The organism is Parabacteroides sp. AF21-43 (assembly GCF_003635435.1).
In the GTDB taxonomy this organism is placed as follows: domain Bacteria; phylum Bacteroidota; class Bacteroidia; order Bacteroidales; family Tannerellaceae; genus Parabacteroides; species Parabacteroides distasonis.
Genome location: NZ_QTMG01000013.1, coordinates 43,855 through 60,813, shown reverse-complemented (window position 1 = coordinate 60,813; position 16,959 = coordinate 43,855). Strand labels below are relative to the sequence as shown.

Genomic DNA, 16,959 nt, shown 5'->3' with positions numbered 1-16,959 from the left:
ACTGGTTAGAGGAAATATACTTTTCCTGTCAGAGGATATATACTTCATTGACAAAGTCAGTACTACTTACTTTTTTGCGTTCTTGACGTAACGATCCAGCCATAGGTCACATTCATACAATAGATGTAATATGTTCTCTTTGGCGGCGTAGCCATGACTCTCATAGGGCAATACGACATAACGTGCGATCGCCCCGTGGCCTTTTAGGGCACTGAACAGGCGCTCGGATTGGATCGGAAAGGTTCCGGAGTTGTTATCCATCTCACCATGTATGATTAATAAAGCTCCATGTAGTTTATCGGCAGACATGAATGGCGACATGGCATTATATATTTCCGGCACTTCCCAATACGTACGGGTCTCTGTTTGGAAGCCGAATGGGGTAAGCGTACGGTTGTAAGCTCCGCTACGTGCGATGCCGGCTTTGAACAGTTTGGTATGTGTTAATAGATTCGCTGTCATGAAAGCTCCATAGGAATGTCCTCCTACGGCTACACGATTCGGATCACCTACACCCATCTCGGAAATGACTTTTACGGCCGCCTCGGCGTTCATTGTCAATTGCTCAATGAAATCATCGTTCGGCTCCGCTCCCTCACTGGTACTAACGATCGGCATCTCGACATTTTCCATTATACAGAATCCACGTAAAACCCAATAGACGGGAGAACCATAGTTGATATTCGTAAACATGTATTGAGAACCTCGTACCTGAGAAGCCTCGGCCTTGCTTTTATATTCTCTCGGATAGGCCCACATTAAGACAGGTAATGGACCGTCCTTCGCTTTATCATATCCGGCAGGGAGGTATACGGTCGCTGTTAGATCCAAACCATCCGCACGTTTATACTTGATCTTTTGTTTACTAACGTTTGCCATGGCCGGATATGGATTGGCGAAATGAGTCAATTGAGCGAATTTTTTCTTTCTCAAGTCACGAGAGCAGAGATTCGCCGGTTCTGTAATGGATTGCCGTGAAGTGATCAATTGCAGCTTTTCCGGATTCGCTACCTTTAGGATGGTCTCATAATATCCGTCCTCGCAGCGCCAAAGTTCTGTGTTCTTTTTTGTTTTTAAATTGTAACGGCTAAGGTAAGGCATATCCCCTTTAGGAGAGGCACCTTGGGCAAGCATCAATAACTCATTGTGGGCTTTATTGATATAAACGATATATTTACCATACGCATTTTTAACCGTAAGTGGATTTCCCGGATTGTTGTAATTATCGTCGGTGGATACATCGAATAATAGAACCGGAGACTCAGAAGAGCAAGGCTTAAAAGTAAATGTCCTGTTTTTTCGAGTCTCCCGGGAAGTCTCGATCAATAAAGCGAAAGCATCGTCATTCCACAGGATGTTGCGGAAACGTTTCTCTGTCTTTGCGACTTCCTGTTTCTCGCTGTTGAACGGATAGCTTATTTGGTAGATAATATCCATGAAATCGGTCTTGTTTTGCTTAGGATCTCCTTTATCTTGCGCTTCCGCCCAGTAAACGGTAGCCGGTTGATCCGATCTCCATCCGAATTGGCGGGGATAAGGCGAGGTCGTGTCATATCCCATCGGTATATTAATGGTTGGATTATCCGCTAACGTATAAATGGAATTACCTTGTAAGTCGATAACCTCGAACTTTTGTGGAAAGTTATATACCGGTACTTGATAGGAATACGGACGATGGACTGTCGCGATAAGTAGCAAAGATTTATCCGGGGATAATGAAAGTGTACTGCCGTAGATTGCCGGTTTTCCGATCTCGTACACAATGCCCTCTTTTATACGTACCAATTGGGAGGTGAAGTAATAGTCGAATAATTGCTCGTCGTACGGATTTTTCAGCAAGTCTTGATAGGTACGAGCGGGCATCACCTTTCCAGTACTTTCTTGAATGATGGGCCCGGATGGGACTGTGGGTTTCTCCGGTGCCTTCCCCCTGTTTTCTGGAACCATAAGCGTAATAAACTCATTGTCGCTAATCCATAAGATCTCCGCTCCACTTGTCGCGTTGATTTTACGGGTACTTACTTTCTGAGCTACGGGCTGTTCCGGGGTACAGTTATAAAGATATACGCCATTCGCCTCTTCCACGAATAGAGCTACCTTATTGGATGAAGGAGAGAATGAGGCTTCTGTGATTACTGCGTTGTCAGGAATTCCTTCTATCTTGATTTCTTCTTGAGTAGCGATGTTCATTAAACTGGCACCCGTATATTCGGCTTGCCGGCTCGTATTGAATGTTTCGGGACTGATACGCATTCCCGCTAATTTAAGCTCCGGTTGCGCAAGCTTGGCGATAGACCGGTACGGGGAACGCTCTAACTGGAGTGCCCACTGATTGTTATCACTAATTCGGATGATAGGAGAAAGCTTGGCCAAGGCCACTTCCTCGATAACTGCAGGAGGACGTTGATAATGTGTTTCTTGCGCTATTCCAGGACATATAAGCGCTAAAGAGAGCAGAGCTGAAAATAAATGATTTGTTTTCATAAATAGTGATATAAGAAATCCCCAAAGATAACCTGTTAAAGTATACTTTGGGGATTGTGATTAATGTAAGTTAACGTAAAAAGAGTGTTAATAGTTCTTTTCGATCAAGTCGTTGAAATCTGTTTCCTTTTTTGGAATCTCGAAGATCCAGCCATCAGCATTCGGATCCTTGTGCAAGAAACCACAGAAAGTAGCGTCAAAATTAGAACCGGTTCTATCCAATGGCAAACCTAGACGTTTCAAGTCGAACCAACGGAAACCTTCGCCCCAAAGTTCGATACGGCGATGTGTCATGATCTCATCCGCTAGTTTTGCGCCTGTGTTACCCAAATCCTTGTACTCTGGATCACGTTCTTTCAACAAGGCTTGCAAATATTCCTTTGCTTTTGCGTCTTGATTGGAACGAGCGAAAGCCTCGGCTGCTGTCAAGTACATTTCGCTGATACGCATGAAGGCAAAATCACCTACAGCATCAGCTGTAGAGCGTGCCGTGAACTTGCGGTTCTGATAAACACGCTGGTTGTAAGAAGTTGCGGGTACTTCTGCCTTTCCTGTCGGATCCCACCATTGACGGCGAAGATCGGTTGGCGACATTAAGTCGTAAGTACTTTGGCTGATACATTTGATACCTGTGCGGATAGAGCTGGAGTTGAAGTTCCAAGACATATACGCATAGAAAGAGTAGAAATAAACTGTTTGGTCATTCTGCGTCATAGCGGCATACATAGCCTCTTTCGTAGCGGAAGTGATATTAGCGAAACCATTCATCAATTCAGACTGAGACATGATCTTACAGCCATCTTTCTCTGCTTCATTGATAGAATTCACTGCGGCCGTAGCTGCGTCTGCGTATTTCTGTTGAGTCAGAAGAGCACGTGCTTTCAATCCGTAAACCGATGCTAGGCTATAATGATTCTTATCATTTGGCTCATAGTCTGCCAATAAGTTCAACGCTTCGTCTAAGTCCCCGTGAATCTTCGTGTACACCTCTTCTACCGTATTACGTGCCATAGGCTCGATTTCCGGACTCGTACGATAAGGAACTCCCGGTTGAGAGTTGTCCTGTCCGTTACGATATGGTTTCGCATAATATTGTACTAGATTGAAATGACTCCATGCACGAATTGCCAAACACTCGCCCTTGATATGGTTCGCAAGCGCTTTTTCGCTATCTGTGAGTTTTGACTCATCGCTAAAGTTATCATTCAACGCTTTCAAGATGTTGTTTGCATTCAAAATGAACTTATAATAAGTTTCCCACTCACCGGAGTTGTACGAACTTGTTGCGTTCGTTGGATAACTCCAGTTTAAGAAACCTTGATGCCAAGTCTGCGTGTCCCATGTCAAATCATCAGCCAACGCTTCTCGACCGATGATGAAACCGGGCTCACCTCCCAAACCTTGGTTGCCTAAGTCTTGAGATACCATCTTACGATGAATACCGTTCAGTGCAAGATAAAGATTGTCGAGCGAAGTGGATACTGTCGTGAATGAAACGTTCTCGGTTGGGATTGTATCCATATAATCGCTGGAACAGCTTGTGCCGACCAGAGAGCCACTTAGAAGCAGTCCTGCTGCGATGTGTTTGAATAATTGTATATTTTTCATATCTTTTCCTTTGTTTGATGTATTATGAATTTAGAACGATACATTTAAACCGATCGTAAAGTTCTTAGCCGGCATATATTCATTGTAAGATACTCCGGCATAGTTAGCTTGCGGATTCAGACCTTGACGGGCTTTCAACATGAATAAGTTCTCTGCGCTGACATTGACGCGTGCACTCTTGATGTTGATAACGTTTAGGATAGACTTAGGCAAGTTGTAAGCCAAAGTTACAGTACGCAAGTTCAAGTAATTTGCGTTTGTCAACCAACGTGTAGAATAGGATTGTCCGATGCTAGTCGCATGACCTGAGTTATTGTCCAAACGAGGTACATCTGTGATCTGGCCCGGAGTTGTCCATGCGTTATGTAGATCCGGTGACACCGCATAACCGAACTCACCTACATCCATCAATCCTCTATAACTCGAGTCAAGCACCTTACCTCCTAATGAATAAGAGAATACGGTAGAAAGGTCGAATGCCTTATAGCTCAAATTGATATTGAAACCACCATATACTTTCGGAACGGCAGAACCACTGAAATCATATTTCGCATAGCTATAAGAGTTTGTCAATACTTGACCATCTTTCTCTACAAGTGTCTTTTTTACCGCATCTTTAATATTACCATTCGCATCGGTGTTGTTTTCGGCATCAAAGATATACAATCCATCTCCGTTATCAGGATTAACACCCCACCATTGACGTAACCAGAACTCATAGATTGAATGTCCCTCCATCAATTTCTTAGAGTCTTTGATGATACCATCTTTCCGGTTGGCATCAGGCAGACGAGTCACCTTATTATTGATGAATGTAGCGTTTGCGCCGACTGATAATTTCCAATCTTTTGATTTTAATACTTGGTAGTTTAAGTCGATTTCCACACCTTGGTTACGAACTTTACCAATGTTTTGTACGATCTTTTCGACACCACTGGATAACGGCTGGCTAACATTGAATAACAAGTCTCTGGAGGCCTTACGGAAGAACTCGACCGTACCATTTAAGCGACCGAACAATCCGAATTCTAAAGCGACGTCGGTAGAAACCTGTGTCTCCCATTTCAAATTATTGTTTGCCATAGTCGGGAAGTAGAGACCTGCTTCCGAACCGTTGTTGATACCCAAATTATACAAGGTTTGATAAGGATAGTAATCCTGTTGTGTGTCATCATCTGTATAATAGATGGCATCGTTTCCGGTTTCACCGTAGGATGCTCTCAGTTTCAAATTGTCCACCCAAGTCAAGTTTTCCATGAAATCTTCTTGGCTGATACGCCAAGATGCTCCGAATGACCAGAAGTTACCCCAACGGTTATCCTTGCTAAAGCGAGAGGAACCGTCACGACGATACGAGGCTGTTACATAATATTTATCATCGAAATCATAGTTCAAACGAGCGAAGTATCCTTCTTTCTTATATTCGCGTGTGTAAGACTCCATTGAGCTTACGTTTACGAAGTTACCATACTCGTATGTTCCGGAAACGATCTCGTTGGTCTTCATTCCATAGTTATGTTGGAAGCGGTAGCTATAGTTCTCATGGCCTAACAAAGCTTCGATGTTATGTTTACCAAAAGTCTTTGTGTAATTGATCAATTGGTTGAAAGTCTGGGTCAAGTAGTTTCTATTTCGGATGTTCAAACGTCCCGGTCCTGCGGTTCCGTCACCTACCTCTGGGTTCTCATATACTCTACGGCGTTCATCCTTATTGTCAAATGCGTAGTTCACTGTTAAGTTCAATCCTTCGATCGGAGTGATCGTTACATAAGTACGGGCACTAGAGTTTGTGGTAGACATCAAGCGATCGTTCCACAGGGCCTCAGCGATACCGTCGCGTCCATTGCTGGAGATACGGGCTCCTTCATAATCATAGGTATATAAAGCCGGATCAGTAACTACGTTTCCTTCTTTATCCAAATAAGCCCCTGTCTCAATATCATGCTTATGTACCGGATAGATCGGTGCCATAGAACGAATGAAACGAGATAAGTTACCATAACCAGCGGAGTTGCTAGAAGTAGAAGTAGAATAATTGGAATTTGTGCGACTTAAACCTAAATTCAATCCACTCTTGAACCATTTCACTGGATAGATATTATAGTTCAAGCGTGCGTTGTAACGCTCAAAGTCTGTCTTAATCATATATCCCTTATCATTCAGATAGCCTATGGAAGCATATGTGTCGCTCTTTTCTGTTTTTGTATTGTAGCTTACATTATATTCTTGGCGATGTCCGGTACGGTAAGCGGCATCTTCCCAATCAAGGTCCTCACCCCATTTTAAAGCCGAGGCTGATGGATTCAATAAACCGTCTGTGCCCACGATTGCGTCATTGGCGATTCCTACGAAAGGATTATATTTTAATTTGTTGATAATATCTTTAGAAGCATTAGCGGCAGCGTCGGCAGCACTTTGTCCGAGTGACATATTTGCGTTTCTCAACATTTGCCATTGCAAAGGATAATAATCGTATACACCTACTTTTGCGTAATCGTTATAAGCTCTGCTAGACCAACCTTGTGAGATACTCAAGGTAACACCTGCGCCACTGCTGGTAGAACCTTTCTTGGTCGTGATCAAAACCACACCGTTACCTGCGCTAGATCCATACAAAGATGTAGAAGCGGCATCTTTTAAAATTGTCATTGATTCGATATCAGATGGGCTGATAGAAGAGATATCACCACTGAAGATGGCGCCATCCACTACATATAAAGGAGCATTATCCGCGTTTACAGAACCAAAACCACGGATCGTTACCTTGGCAGCTTCTCCCGGTTGTCCGATAGAGGAAGTCATTTGTACTCCGGAAGTGTTTCCTTCCAATGCGGAGAGGGCGTTACTCAATGGACGTTTGTCCATCAAAGCGGCACCCACCGTGGATGCGGAACCTGTAAAAGAACTTTTCTTTGCGGTACCATAAGCTACGACAACAACTTCATCTATAGCTTGAGAATCTGAAGAAAGAACAATTCTCATGTTTTGCTGAGCTGTAGTTTCTTGAGTCCGTAAACCTACATAAGAAATAATTAGCTTAGCATCTTTCTGAGTTTCTAACTCAAATTTACCATCTAAATCGGTAATGGTTCCAATAGTGGTTCCTTTTACTACGATGGATGCACCTATAACAGGCTCCCCATCATCTTCATTAATCACTACACCGGTCACCTTCATTTGCTGGGCGACCATACACTGCACTCCCAGAAAGAATGAGAGTAGTACAAGCGTTAATTTGTGCTTCATAGAATGAATTTGTTTGTTAATTAGACACACATTATTTTTTCAAGAGACCATAGTTTGCACAGAACTACAGTTAAAATACTTATCAAAAAAATGTACACACCAAGACTCCTGAAAATCACAGCCGCAAATATACTAATTTTTATTATAAAAAAGCAAACTGTTATAAAACATTCTAAAACTAATATAATATTGATTGATATTGCCAAATTCAATTTAGTTGTACTGGGGATCTTATTGCATTATGATAGCTGGCAGGAGGGTTTTTGGTCTTAGCTATCTATTTGTTAATTATGCTATTAAACATAGTTCTGTGCAGACTAAATGCCTTAATGGATGCTGAAAGGGAAGATGTCCATAAAGGATATCTTCCCTTAAACTTTGTGTGTATAATGAAAAAAATGAAGTATTAATTAACGTTTATAAACGGATAGGGTTACCATTATAGAAATCTAGAATCTTCGTACGGAAGATAAAATCATATTTGGCCTGTGCCTGTTCCGCTAGACTTTGCGCGTATTTTGTTTTAGCCTCATTAAATTCAAAGACAGTGCTTTTACCTGCGTTGTAACGCTCTTGGGCATAATTGAACGCTTCCTTGCTCGCCGTGACGGATTTGTCGGAAGCCGTATATTTCTCTTGGGAAGCCGTTGCGTTGTAGTACGCTTGCTGGATTTCCTTGTATAATGTTTTCTTTGTATTTTCCATCAGCAATTCCCGGTTGATAATGTTGATCCTTGCGGTACGAACGCTATTGCGTACTTGGAAGCGGTTGAAAAGTGGAATGCTCAATGAGAATCCGACGATCTTTTGCCCATTCTGCTTAAACTGCTCGCTAAAGGAACGAGTATCGGCAAATTCACCTCCGGAAGTAGAATGATAATATCCATTGCTGTAACTAGCCCCGAAATTTAACTTGGGGTAATAGCCCGCTTGCGCGACACGCAACATTTTCTTTTGGCTCTCTAGCAAATACTGTTGTTCCTTGATCTGAGGCTTGAACGTAACCGCATGATCGTAAATGTTTTCCGGAGGTAGGATACTGCTCATATTATCAGCCACAGCATCTTCAATTACAGGAGTCTGTATATCGAAATTCCGGTCGCTTCGCTCTAGTTCCAGACTTTGCGCAAGATCCAATAAAGCGAGGTTCACATTGTTTTGCGACTCGGTAAGCGTGACCTCATCTTTCGCTAATTGGGCCTTGATATCATACAGTTGGGAAAGAGGCACCTTTCCGGCGTTCACCATGGCCTCCGTTTTATTCACCTGCTCCTTGTCCAGTTCCACTTGCAGTCGCGCTATTTTCAGCAGCTCTTTATTATAAAGTACTTGCAGGTAGTAGGAAGCTATATTGATGGATAGGTCTTCTCTCGCCTTATTCAAGTTCTCGATAGACGCTTTTAGATCAAGTTTGCGGGCGGCGATATCGTTCGGTATTTTTAACCCGTCAAATAAAGGCATGTCCAGATTGATCCCCAATGTGGAATTGGCGGCGTTCTGGTCTACGATCACCCCGGATTTAGACGTGGAGCGTCCGAACTGGAAGCTCTGTCCAAGACTGCCGTTTAGGGCCGGGAGCCAACTGTATTTGCTGGTATGTAAGTCTACCTTTCGGCTTTCCTGTTCCTGCTCCTTTTGCTTTAAGTCGATATTATGCTCGATGGCATATTGGATGCACTCCTCCAGACTCCATTGCTTCACCGCATCCTGAGCGAAAACATAGTTTCCGGACAGGAGGGAAGCGATTGCCAGTATATATAAGTTTCTTCTCATCATACAATCTTTCTTTTATTTCTTATTCGGGTCAATAGCTGCGCCCCGGACTTTATCGGTCGCGGCCAGTCCTTCTTGAATCTCGATCTTGATACCGTCGGACAGACCTACCTTTACAGGATGCTTCTCGAAGACTTGTTCCGGTTGCTCTTGTTTAACTAACTGAACGAATGCGGAATCCCCTTGGAACTCAACCGTACTTTCCGGGATCGTAAGCACGTCTTCCGCACGTTTTAGCACGATCTCGGCGTTGGCGCTATATCCCGCACGGATGAAAGCATCTTCGGGGATCGTTACGGCCGCCTTGATCTCAAATTGAATAGCTCCATTCTTGTCTACTCCCTTGGGCGATACATATTCCAGCAAAGCGTCGAATGAACGGCTTTCCATGGCGCCGACGGTCAATTTGATCGGCATTCCCTCGTGGATGCGTCCGATCTCGGTCTCGTCTACGTTTCCTTTGAAGATCATGTCGTTCATATTGGCTACGGTAGCGATCGTCGTACCATCATTGAAATTATTCGCTTGAATAACCGAGTTACCTACTTTAACGGGGATGTCCAAGATCATACCGGTAATGGTACTACGGATTTGGGTCGTACTGGCTACGCTGGAGTTCTTGGCTATACCGTCGCGGATGATCTCCAAGGCACTTTGCGCGTTATCCTTTTCCTCCACGGCTTTCAGGTAGTTCGCTTTGGAAAGGTCGAAATCTTCTTGGGCGATAACACCTTGCTTAAATAATTGCGTATCCCGCTTATAAGTCTCTTCCACTTGCTTTAAAGAGATATTGGCAAGGTTCACACGCGATTCGGCGCTGTTGAGCTGTACCATCTCGGGGATTACCTTGATAATGGCGATAATCTCTCCCGCTTGGACCATCTGCCCCGCTTCTTTCTTCAGCTCGGAGATGATACCGGAAATCTGCGGCTTGATCTCCACCTCGAAACGAGGCTCTACGTTTCCGGTAGCGACCGTCTTGGTTTCCACATCCCCTTTTTCTGGGGTTACGATCTCATAAACGGTGATGACCGGTTGCGCTTTCTTCCATAAGAAATAGAATGTACCGATTACCGCTGCTCCCACAAGTACTAATAAGATGATACGCAGGATCTTTTTTACAATGCGATTCTTCATGATTATATAGTTTTATTAATTGACAATTGTTGTTTATTCTTCTCGTATGGCATCTATCGCCTTGATCTGCATAGCTCGCCATGCGGGGATCAGCCCGGCCAGCAGACCGCTGAATAATAAGATCACCGTGGCCGCTACCGCGATCTGGATGCTTACCTCCGGATGCTCCATCATGGTTCCGTTGGAAGCCGGCTGGGCACTCATGATCTTATCTACCAGATCGAGCAGGAATACCCCGGCGCTTAACCCCAACAAACCCGCTAAGGCTGTAAGTAGCAGACTCTCGCTCATGATCTGCGAGATGATGTTCCAAGGTTTCGCTCCGATAGCCCTGCGTACGCCGATTTCCCGGGTACGCTCCTTAACTGTTACCATCATGATATTACTTACACCGATGATACCCGCCAATAACGTACCCATACCCACGAGCCAGATCAAGATGTCGATACCGATAAATAGCATATTGAAGGTCTCGAACTGAGCCGCCAAGTTGATCACCGTCACGGCCTGCGGGTCGGTAGGAGAGATCTGGTTCTGGCTCTTTACAATATCCTTGATCTGCGTGATCACCGGATCGATCTTATAGCCGGGTTTGGCGCTCACGCACAAGAAGTGAATGATATCCCCTTGGTTCAGCGTCTGTTGCATGGTGCTGAAAGGGAGGAATACGCTTTCCTCGGCCCGTCCGCCGATATTGACGCTAGAAGCTCGTTGCTTCGTGACGCCTACCACTTGGTAGTAAATCCCGTTTACCCGGATATATTTCCCGCAGGGATCACTTCCCTTGAACAATACCTCGTTCACCTTAGCGCCGATCAAGCAAACCTTACGTTTCTCGATCTCGTCGATCTCGTTTAGTAACCGTCCGTAATAAAGCTGCTGGGTCTCGATCTTGAAATAATCGGGCTGCACGCCTTTTACGTTATAAGTACCGCTTAATTGGCCGAAAACGATATTCTTGTCCGAGCGATTTCCCCAGATGATGGGGGAGACGGCCTCGATGTCCTTCACCTGTTTCCGGATGCTCTCCACGTCCCGGTTTCGCATGTCCCATTGACGCCCCTTGTTAAAGCCTTTGTACGATTCGCTGGTCCGGTCGGAGAAAAAGAAGGCGGAGTTCGTGGCGAATCCGTTGATATTCGAGAACATAGCGTTCTTCATCCCGTTTCCGGCTCCCAATAGAATCACCAACATCAAGATTCCCCAGAATACGCCGAAGCAGGTCAACAAGCTGCGTGTCTTGTTTCGGGTGATCGTCACCCATATCTCTACCCATCTGTCTATGTCAAACATGGTTCTTTTCTTTTTTATGATTATTCCGTTCTCATGGCTTCGATAGCCGTGACTTTCACCGCTTTGCGTGCCGGGAAATAACCCGCCAATACACCGGCCGCGATGATCAAGACCGTAGCGGAGCTAGCTATCGCCAGATTGACGGTCGGGTTACGGAAGACCGTCGTGTCTTCTCCGATATTCCCACCGGACTGGGCTCCGGCTTGGGCCATTTCCATCGCGTGATTGATTAGCTCCGTGAGCCCGATCCCCATGATCATCCCGACATAGCCGAAAACGGCTGTTACGAGGATGGACTCGGCGATTACTAATGCCAAGATCGAGCCGGGTTTAGCTCCCAATGCCTTGCGTATGCCGAACTCCCGGGTCCGTTCCCGTACGGTGATCAGCATGATGTTGCTAACTCCCACGATTCCTGCCATCAACGTTCCGATACCGATAATCCAGATAAACAAGGTAATCCCGTTCATTATATTATTCCACATCAAGAACTCATTCGCCATGTTCCACATACCGATAGCGTTCTTGTCTGTCGGGTCGAATTGGTGGCGGCGTGCCATCCATTCCCGGAAACTTTCCTCGAAAGCCTCATTCTCCTCTTCGGTAGTCACCCCTTTCAAGGTAAACGTTAGCGATCCGAAACCGTATCCTTTATTATATAGCAATTGGGCTACGGAGAATGGGATGTAAGCGGGAGCGTTATTACTTTTGTCATCATCGTTGTACACGCCGACTACTTGATACATCATATTCCCGCATTTCACGTATTTACCCAGCGGCTTCTCGTCACGAAACAAGACCTCCGCCATACGGGGACTGATCACGATCACCTTTCTTCGGTCCCTCATGTCCTGCTCATTGATGAAGCGGCCGTTATGCGTCTCTACATTCACGTAATTGATCGGGGCATGATCCGGATATACGCCATTGGTTTGTCCCGTCACATATTCCTCGTTGTAAGTGATCGTGTCATTGTGGGAGATAGTAGCCGAGCAAAGATCCACCTCCTTGAAGTCTCTCTTCAAGGCGCCTAGGTCCTCTTCCTTGAAACTGATGCTGCGGTTGGATTGCATACCTTTCCAAGGCTTGGTGGTATAGCGTGTCCATACCTCGACCCGGTTGGTAGACATATTCCTGAAGTTGTACATGATGCCATTGCGCAACCCGTTTCCCGCCCCCAGTAACACGATCAACATGAAAATACCCCATGAGACCGAGAAGCCGGTCAAGAAGGTACGGAGCTTATTCTTTTTGATGGTGCTCCATATTTCCCTGAAATTATCAAAGTCAAACATGATTCTCTTCTTTTTCGATACGTTCAATCAACCCGTCCTTTACCCGGATAATCCGGTCTGTAGCCTCCGCTACGGAGGGTTCGTGGGTAACGATCACCATGGTCATCCCTTCTAGGTTTACCTTGCGTAGTAGTTCCATTACCTCCACGGTCGTTTTGCTATCCAACGCTCCGGTCGGCTCGTCGGCCAATATGACTTGAGGTTTCGCTATCAAGGCCCGGGCGATCGCTACCCGTTGCTTCTGTCCACCGGACATCTCATTCGGCATATGCTCCGCCCAATCTTTCAATCCCACCATGTCCAAGTATTCCAGTGCCATGGCATTCCTCTTTTTCCGGCTGACCCCTTGATAATAGAGTGGGAGGGCGACGTTCTCCATGGCGTTCTTGAATGAGATTAAGTTAAAAGATTGAAAAATGAAGCCGATCATTCGGTTCCGGAGCTCGGCGGCACGACTTTCGCTGAGATTCTGAATCAACTGCCCGTTTAATTGATAGGTGCCCGTGTCGTACGTATCTAATATCCCTAAGATATTCAATAAGGTTGACTTACCGGAACCGGAGGCTCCCATGATGGATACCATCTCTCCCTTCTCTATATCTAGGTCGATACCTTTCAAAACGTGCAATGGGGCTCCATTAAAGTACGTTTTGTTTATTCCTCTCAGTTGAATCATCATATTATGTAGTTACTTTAATATATTAGACGTACAGTTTGCTAAATAAGTTACACTGTTGGTGAACACTTTTATCATTTGGTTACAAATATATGCTTTACTAAGATACCTTGTATCGCAAGGTACTTATAATTATGTAATATTAACAAAAGGTTTTGATCGAAAAGGTTTAGCTCTACCATCTATATCTATTAGCTTGTACGTGCGGTAACTTTACGTGCCGGTACTATATGTATACATCTTCTACCATCCGTTGGACGATCATGCACCAATTGGTAGACGATCATCCAACAGTTGGTGCATGATCGTCCAACAACTGATAGATAATGAATCTCTCTGCTTCTTCCACTTAATAGATAAAGAAAAAAGCCCTAGGCTATCTTTATCTAAACCCTTACCTTTGCGGCGAAATTCAAATAGCAGAAAGATTTATGGTAACAATTGGTACGCCCAAATCGGCTACGGCAACTAAAGTCGTGCTTTGTGGCTCGGGCGAATTGGGGAAAGAGTTTGTAATAGAGTTGCAGCGTTATGGCGTGGAGGTAATCGCCTTGGATAAGTATCCGGACGCTCCGGCCATGCAAGTGGCGCATCGTTCCTATGTGGTCTCCATGCTGGATGGCGATGCCTTGCGGGAGATCATCGAGAAAGAGAAACCGGATTATATCGTGCCGGAGGTGGAGGCGATCGCTACCCGTACCTTGATGGAACTGGAGGAAGAGGGATACCATGTGATTCCTACCGCCCGTGCCACTTGGCTGACGATGAACCGTGAGGGAATCCGCCGCTTGGCGGCCGAGGAACTGGGCTTGCCTACCTCGCCGTATCGTTTCGCCGAGACCGAGGAGGAATTTAAGGAAGCGGTGAAGGTAATCGGTATGCCTTGCGTGGTGAAGCCGATCATGAGCTCGAGCGGACACGGACAGAGCGTGGTTCGTGAGGAAAAGGATATCGATCGTGCTTGGCAGTACGCCCAAGAAGGCGGACGTGCTGGAGCGGGTAAGGTGATCGTGGAAGGTTTCGTGGATTTCGACTATGAGATTACCCAGCTGACGGTTCGGCATATCGGAGGAACGTCTTTCTTGGAACCCGTAGGACATGTTCAGGTGGACGGTGATTACCGGGAGTCTTGGCAACCGCAAGCCATGAGCCTTGCCGCTAAAGCGAAAGCCCGTGAGATCGCCGGTAAGATCACCGAGGCTTTAGGCGGACGTGGTATTTTCGGCGTGGAATTATTCATTAAAGGAGACGATGTCATATTCAGCGAGGTTTCCCCCCGTCCGCACGATACCGGAATGGTGACGATGATTACGCAAGATTTGTCTCAATTCGCTTTGCACGCCCGTGCGGTGCTTGGCTTGCCGATCCCTAATATCGTGTTTCATGGAGCGGGAGCTTCCCGTGCCGTCGTAGTGGAAGGGGACAGTGACCGGTTGTCTTTGGGGAATCTGGATAAGGTCTTGGAACAACCCGATACGCAGATGCGTTTCTTTGGAAAACCGGAAGTTCATGGACATCGCCGTATGGCCGTCTTGCTGGCTCGTGGTTTGGATGTGACGGAGGCAAGGGAGAAGACCGGAGTGATGATGGAGCGGTTAGATGTTAAATTGTGATGCTTCCTAGGATAAATGAACGTTTTGGTGTGTGTTGTGAATAAAATGTGAATATTTACAGACCTATTTTTCTATCAAAATAGTTTATTTTTGTCTCAAGTTTTTAAAGAGACATTTGATAATCTATAAACGCAGATTACATATGTTTGTTTCACTAAAGAGTGAAATCTGATTGCCGAAAGTTTGTACTTATTTTATGAATACGACAAATGGAAATATGGGCGTTGATTTGAAACGCTCTATTTCTATTCTCGGTGAAGATAAAAGAGTGAGCAAACAGATCAATAGCTAAGGGTGGGTAGATTTAACCAAACAGACATCCTTATCTCCTTTCACCCACCCTAGCTATTGTTCTTATTTTACATGGATTCCTTTTGTATTTCTCATTGTTTCCATCACGGCATGAGTGTCTACTTGGACCTTTTCTTGTATAAACTCCGGGAGGTTGTAAGTCCACAACAAGTCTTTATAATATTTTACGGGATTTCTTTGTGGCAGGAGGAATGGTTTATGGGCCGTGCCTTTATCATCGATATAGCTAAAGAACGGGCGTGTGTATAATCCATCCAACCTGCGACTGCTAAATACCAGCCAACGATTGTTGTGGCTCCATGAATGGTAGCTTTCTCCTTCGGTACTGTTCGCCTCGCTCAGCGGGTACGTCTTTCCGTCGGATAGGCGGATCATATATAATTCGGCGTCTTTATGCCAAACCCCGAAACCGCCATATTCCTGTAGGGTAAAAGCCAGATATTTACCATCCGGTGAGATTCTAGGGAAGGATACGCTTTTGTGGTTGGCCCGGCCATTGTATAAAGTATCTACTTGCTGGCCTAGAGTGCGGGTTTCCGGGTCAAAGCCGACACGGCATAGACTGTAGGTCATTTGTCTGAAATTCTTAGAAATAGAATCTACGGCGGCGGTCGAACTGAAATAGAGGCTCTTCCCGTCGGGAGAGAACGCTGGGAATATTTGCCATGCGTCTTTGGAATTTAACGCTTCGCAAGAGAATACCTCGTTCTTCTTCACGTCGTAGATCACGATATCGGAGTTATGATCCAATACTTCCAGCGTATTGGGATTATTGATGAAGAAGTTTTGGTAGGTATCGCATACGGTGGCCGCCAGATAGTTACTATTCGGATGCCAATACATGTAGACAAAGTTTGAGACGGTCTCGGGAGTCTTTGTATTTAGCTTGGTGATTTTCTTTCCATCAATCAGTACGGAACCGGCGTGTTTACCTCGCATATGGAAAATCATTTTATCCGGGTTCCCGGAGGAAAACGTGTGGCAGTTTACGCAGTTATAGTCGGTTAGGCTATTCTCATAAATCACGCTTTGGTCATAATTTTCCAAGTTTCGTTGATGGATACCCATCCTGTTCCACATATCATTGCTCAAGGCTAATAACCGATAGGCTATATATTTATCAATGGAATCATTTACGATGTCCATATGAAAAGGCGTATAGGCGTTCCATTCGCCCTGTATGCGTTTAGCGATGGTCAATTCTATTTGGTTTCCGGCATTCTCTTTCAATAAGGCTTTCCATCTCTTTTGTGGGATCTCAAAGAGCCCCTCATCGCTATAGACTTGGAGTTGAGTCTTTTCCCCTTTAATGATAAGGCAGTGCTCACTGCTATCGGCGATAGAGAAATTGAGCGGGGCGATGTTCACAGGGATGGTCACATCCTTGTAATCCGGATAAATGGCGATTTCCTTGTTTAGACTCTTGGCGATCTGTACGTCGCTTTTGGAGCATGAAACCATCAAGGCGATGAGAAAAAGGAAAAGATATCGGTTTGTATTTGTGTAAGTCTGTCTTTCCATA

The 16,959-nt window shown here is 45.1% G+C and carries 10 protein-coding genes; 1 reads left to right on the top strand and 9 read right to left on the bottom strand.

Going from position 1 to position 16,959, the window contains the following annotated elements; translation table 11 throughout:
- Positions 1-66: 66 nt before the first annotated feature.
- The 8 genes from DWX84_RS10995 to DWX84_RS10955 form a co-directional block, all read right to left on the bottom strand.
- Positions 67-2,484, bottom strand: a complete 2,418-nt coding sequence (locus DWX84_RS10995) for a S9 family peptidase (RefSeq protein WP_005867623.1) — start codon at positions 2,482-2,484, stop codon at positions 67-69.
- A gap of 87 nt (positions 2,485-2,571) precedes the next feature.
- Positions 2,572-4,092 carry a RagB/SusD family nutrient uptake outer membrane protein gene (locus DWX84_RS10990; protein ID WP_048927167.1) on the bottom strand — a complete coding sequence of 507 codons (1,521 nt, stop codon included), beginning with the start codon at positions 4,090-4,092 and terminating at the stop codon, positions 2,572-2,574.
- Positions 4,093-4,122: 30 nt separating this feature from the next.
- Positions 4,123-7,338: a TonB-dependent receptor gene (locus DWX84_RS10985; RefSeq protein WP_121960642.1), complete on the bottom strand. Its 3,216-nt coding sequence runs from the start codon at positions 7,336-7,338 to the stop codon at positions 4,123-4,125.
- A gap of 417 nt (positions 7,339-7,755) precedes the next feature.
- On the bottom strand, positions 7,756-9,114 hold the full coding sequence (locus DWX84_RS10975) for a TolC family protein (RefSeq protein WP_034531600.1): 1,359 nt from the start codon (positions 9,112-9,114) through the stop codon (positions 7,756-7,758).
- A gap of 12 nt (positions 9,115-9,126) precedes the next feature.
- The gene (locus DWX84_RS10970) at positions 9,127-10,248 is read right to left on the bottom strand and encodes an efflux RND transporter periplasmic adaptor subunit (RefSeq protein ID WP_005867627.1); all 1,122 of its coding nucleotides are present in this window, start codon (positions 10,246-10,248) and stop codon (positions 9,127-9,129) included.
- Between the two features lie 33 nt (positions 10,249-10,281).
- Positions 10,282-11,541 carry an ABC transporter permease gene (locus DWX84_RS10965; RefSeq protein WP_048927175.1) on the bottom strand — a complete coding sequence of 420 codons (1,260 nt, stop codon included), beginning with the start codon at positions 11,539-11,541 and terminating at the stop codon, positions 10,282-10,284.
- A 20-nt stretch (positions 11,542-11,561) separates the two neighbouring features.
- Complete coding sequence (locus DWX84_RS10960; RefSeq protein WP_005867632.1) at positions 11,562-12,836, bottom strand: ABC transporter permease; 1,275 nt, start codon at positions 12,834-12,836, stop codon at positions 11,562-11,564.
- Positions 12,829-13,512 carry an ABC transporter ATP-binding protein gene (locus DWX84_RS10955; RefSeq protein ID WP_005867634.1) on the bottom strand — a complete coding sequence of 228 codons (684 nt, stop codon included), beginning with the start codon at positions 13,510-13,512 and terminating at the stop codon, positions 12,829-12,831. The genes DWX84_RS10960 and DWX84_RS10955 overlap by 8 nt, the downstream gene beginning before the upstream one ends.
- Positions 13,513-13,943: 431 nt before the next feature.
- Between DWX84_RS10955 and purT the strand changes: the two genes are divergently transcribed.
- Positions 13,944-15,125 (top strand): formate-dependent phosphoribosylglycinamide formyltransferase, encoded by a 1,182-nt coding sequence (purT, locus tag DWX84_RS10950; RefSeq protein WP_048927176.1) that lies wholly within the window; start codon positions 13,944-13,946, stop codon positions 15,123-15,125.
- Between the two features lie 354 nt (positions 15,126-15,479).
- Here the strand turns inward: purT and DWX84_RS10945 are convergent, their stop codons facing one another.
- Entirely contained in the window at positions 15,480-16,958 is a 1,479-nt protein-coding gene (locus DWX84_RS10945; protein WP_048927177.1) for a PD40 domain-containing protein, read from the bottom strand.
- Position 16,959: the final 1 nt, after the last annotated feature.

Bases quoted from the DNA above. Each gene is read 5' to 3' on its own strand.
- DWX84_RS10995 (WP_005867623.1), bottom strand. From the start codon at position 2,484: ATGAAAACAAATCATTTATTTTCAGCTCTGCTCTCTTTAGCGCTTATA.
- DWX84_RS10990 (WP_048927167.1), bottom strand. From the start codon at position 4,092: ATGAAAAATATACAATTATTCAAACACATCGCAGCAGGACTGCTTCTA.
- DWX84_RS10985 (WP_121960642.1), bottom strand. From the start codon at position 7,338: ATGAAGCACAAATTAACGCTTGTACTACTCTCATTCTTTCTGGGAGTG.
- DWX84_RS10975 (WP_034531600.1), bottom strand. From the start codon at position 9,114: ATGATGAGAAGAAACTTATATATACTGGCAATCGCTTCCCTCCTGTCC.
- DWX84_RS10970 (WP_005867627.1), bottom strand. From the start codon at position 10,248: ATGAAGAATCGCATTGTAAAAAAGATCCTGCGTATCATCTTATTAGTA.
- DWX84_RS10965 (WP_048927175.1), bottom strand. From the start codon at position 11,541: ATGTTTGACATAGACAGATGGGTAGAGATATGGGTGACGATCACCCGA.
- DWX84_RS10960 (WP_005867632.1), bottom strand. From the start codon at position 12,836: ATGTTTGACTTTGATAATTTCAGGGAAATATGGAGCACCATCAAAAAG.
- DWX84_RS10955 (WP_005867634.1), bottom strand. From the start codon at position 13,512: ATGATTCAACTGAGAGGAATAAACAAAACGTACTTTAATGGAGCCCCA.
- purT (WP_048927176.1), top strand. From the start codon at position 13,944: ATGGTAACAATTGGTACGCCCAAATCGGCTACGGCAACTAAAGTCGTG.
- DWX84_RS10945 (WP_048927177.1), bottom strand. From the start codon at position 16,958: ATGGAAAGACAGACTTACACAAATACAAACCGATATCTTTTCCTTTTT.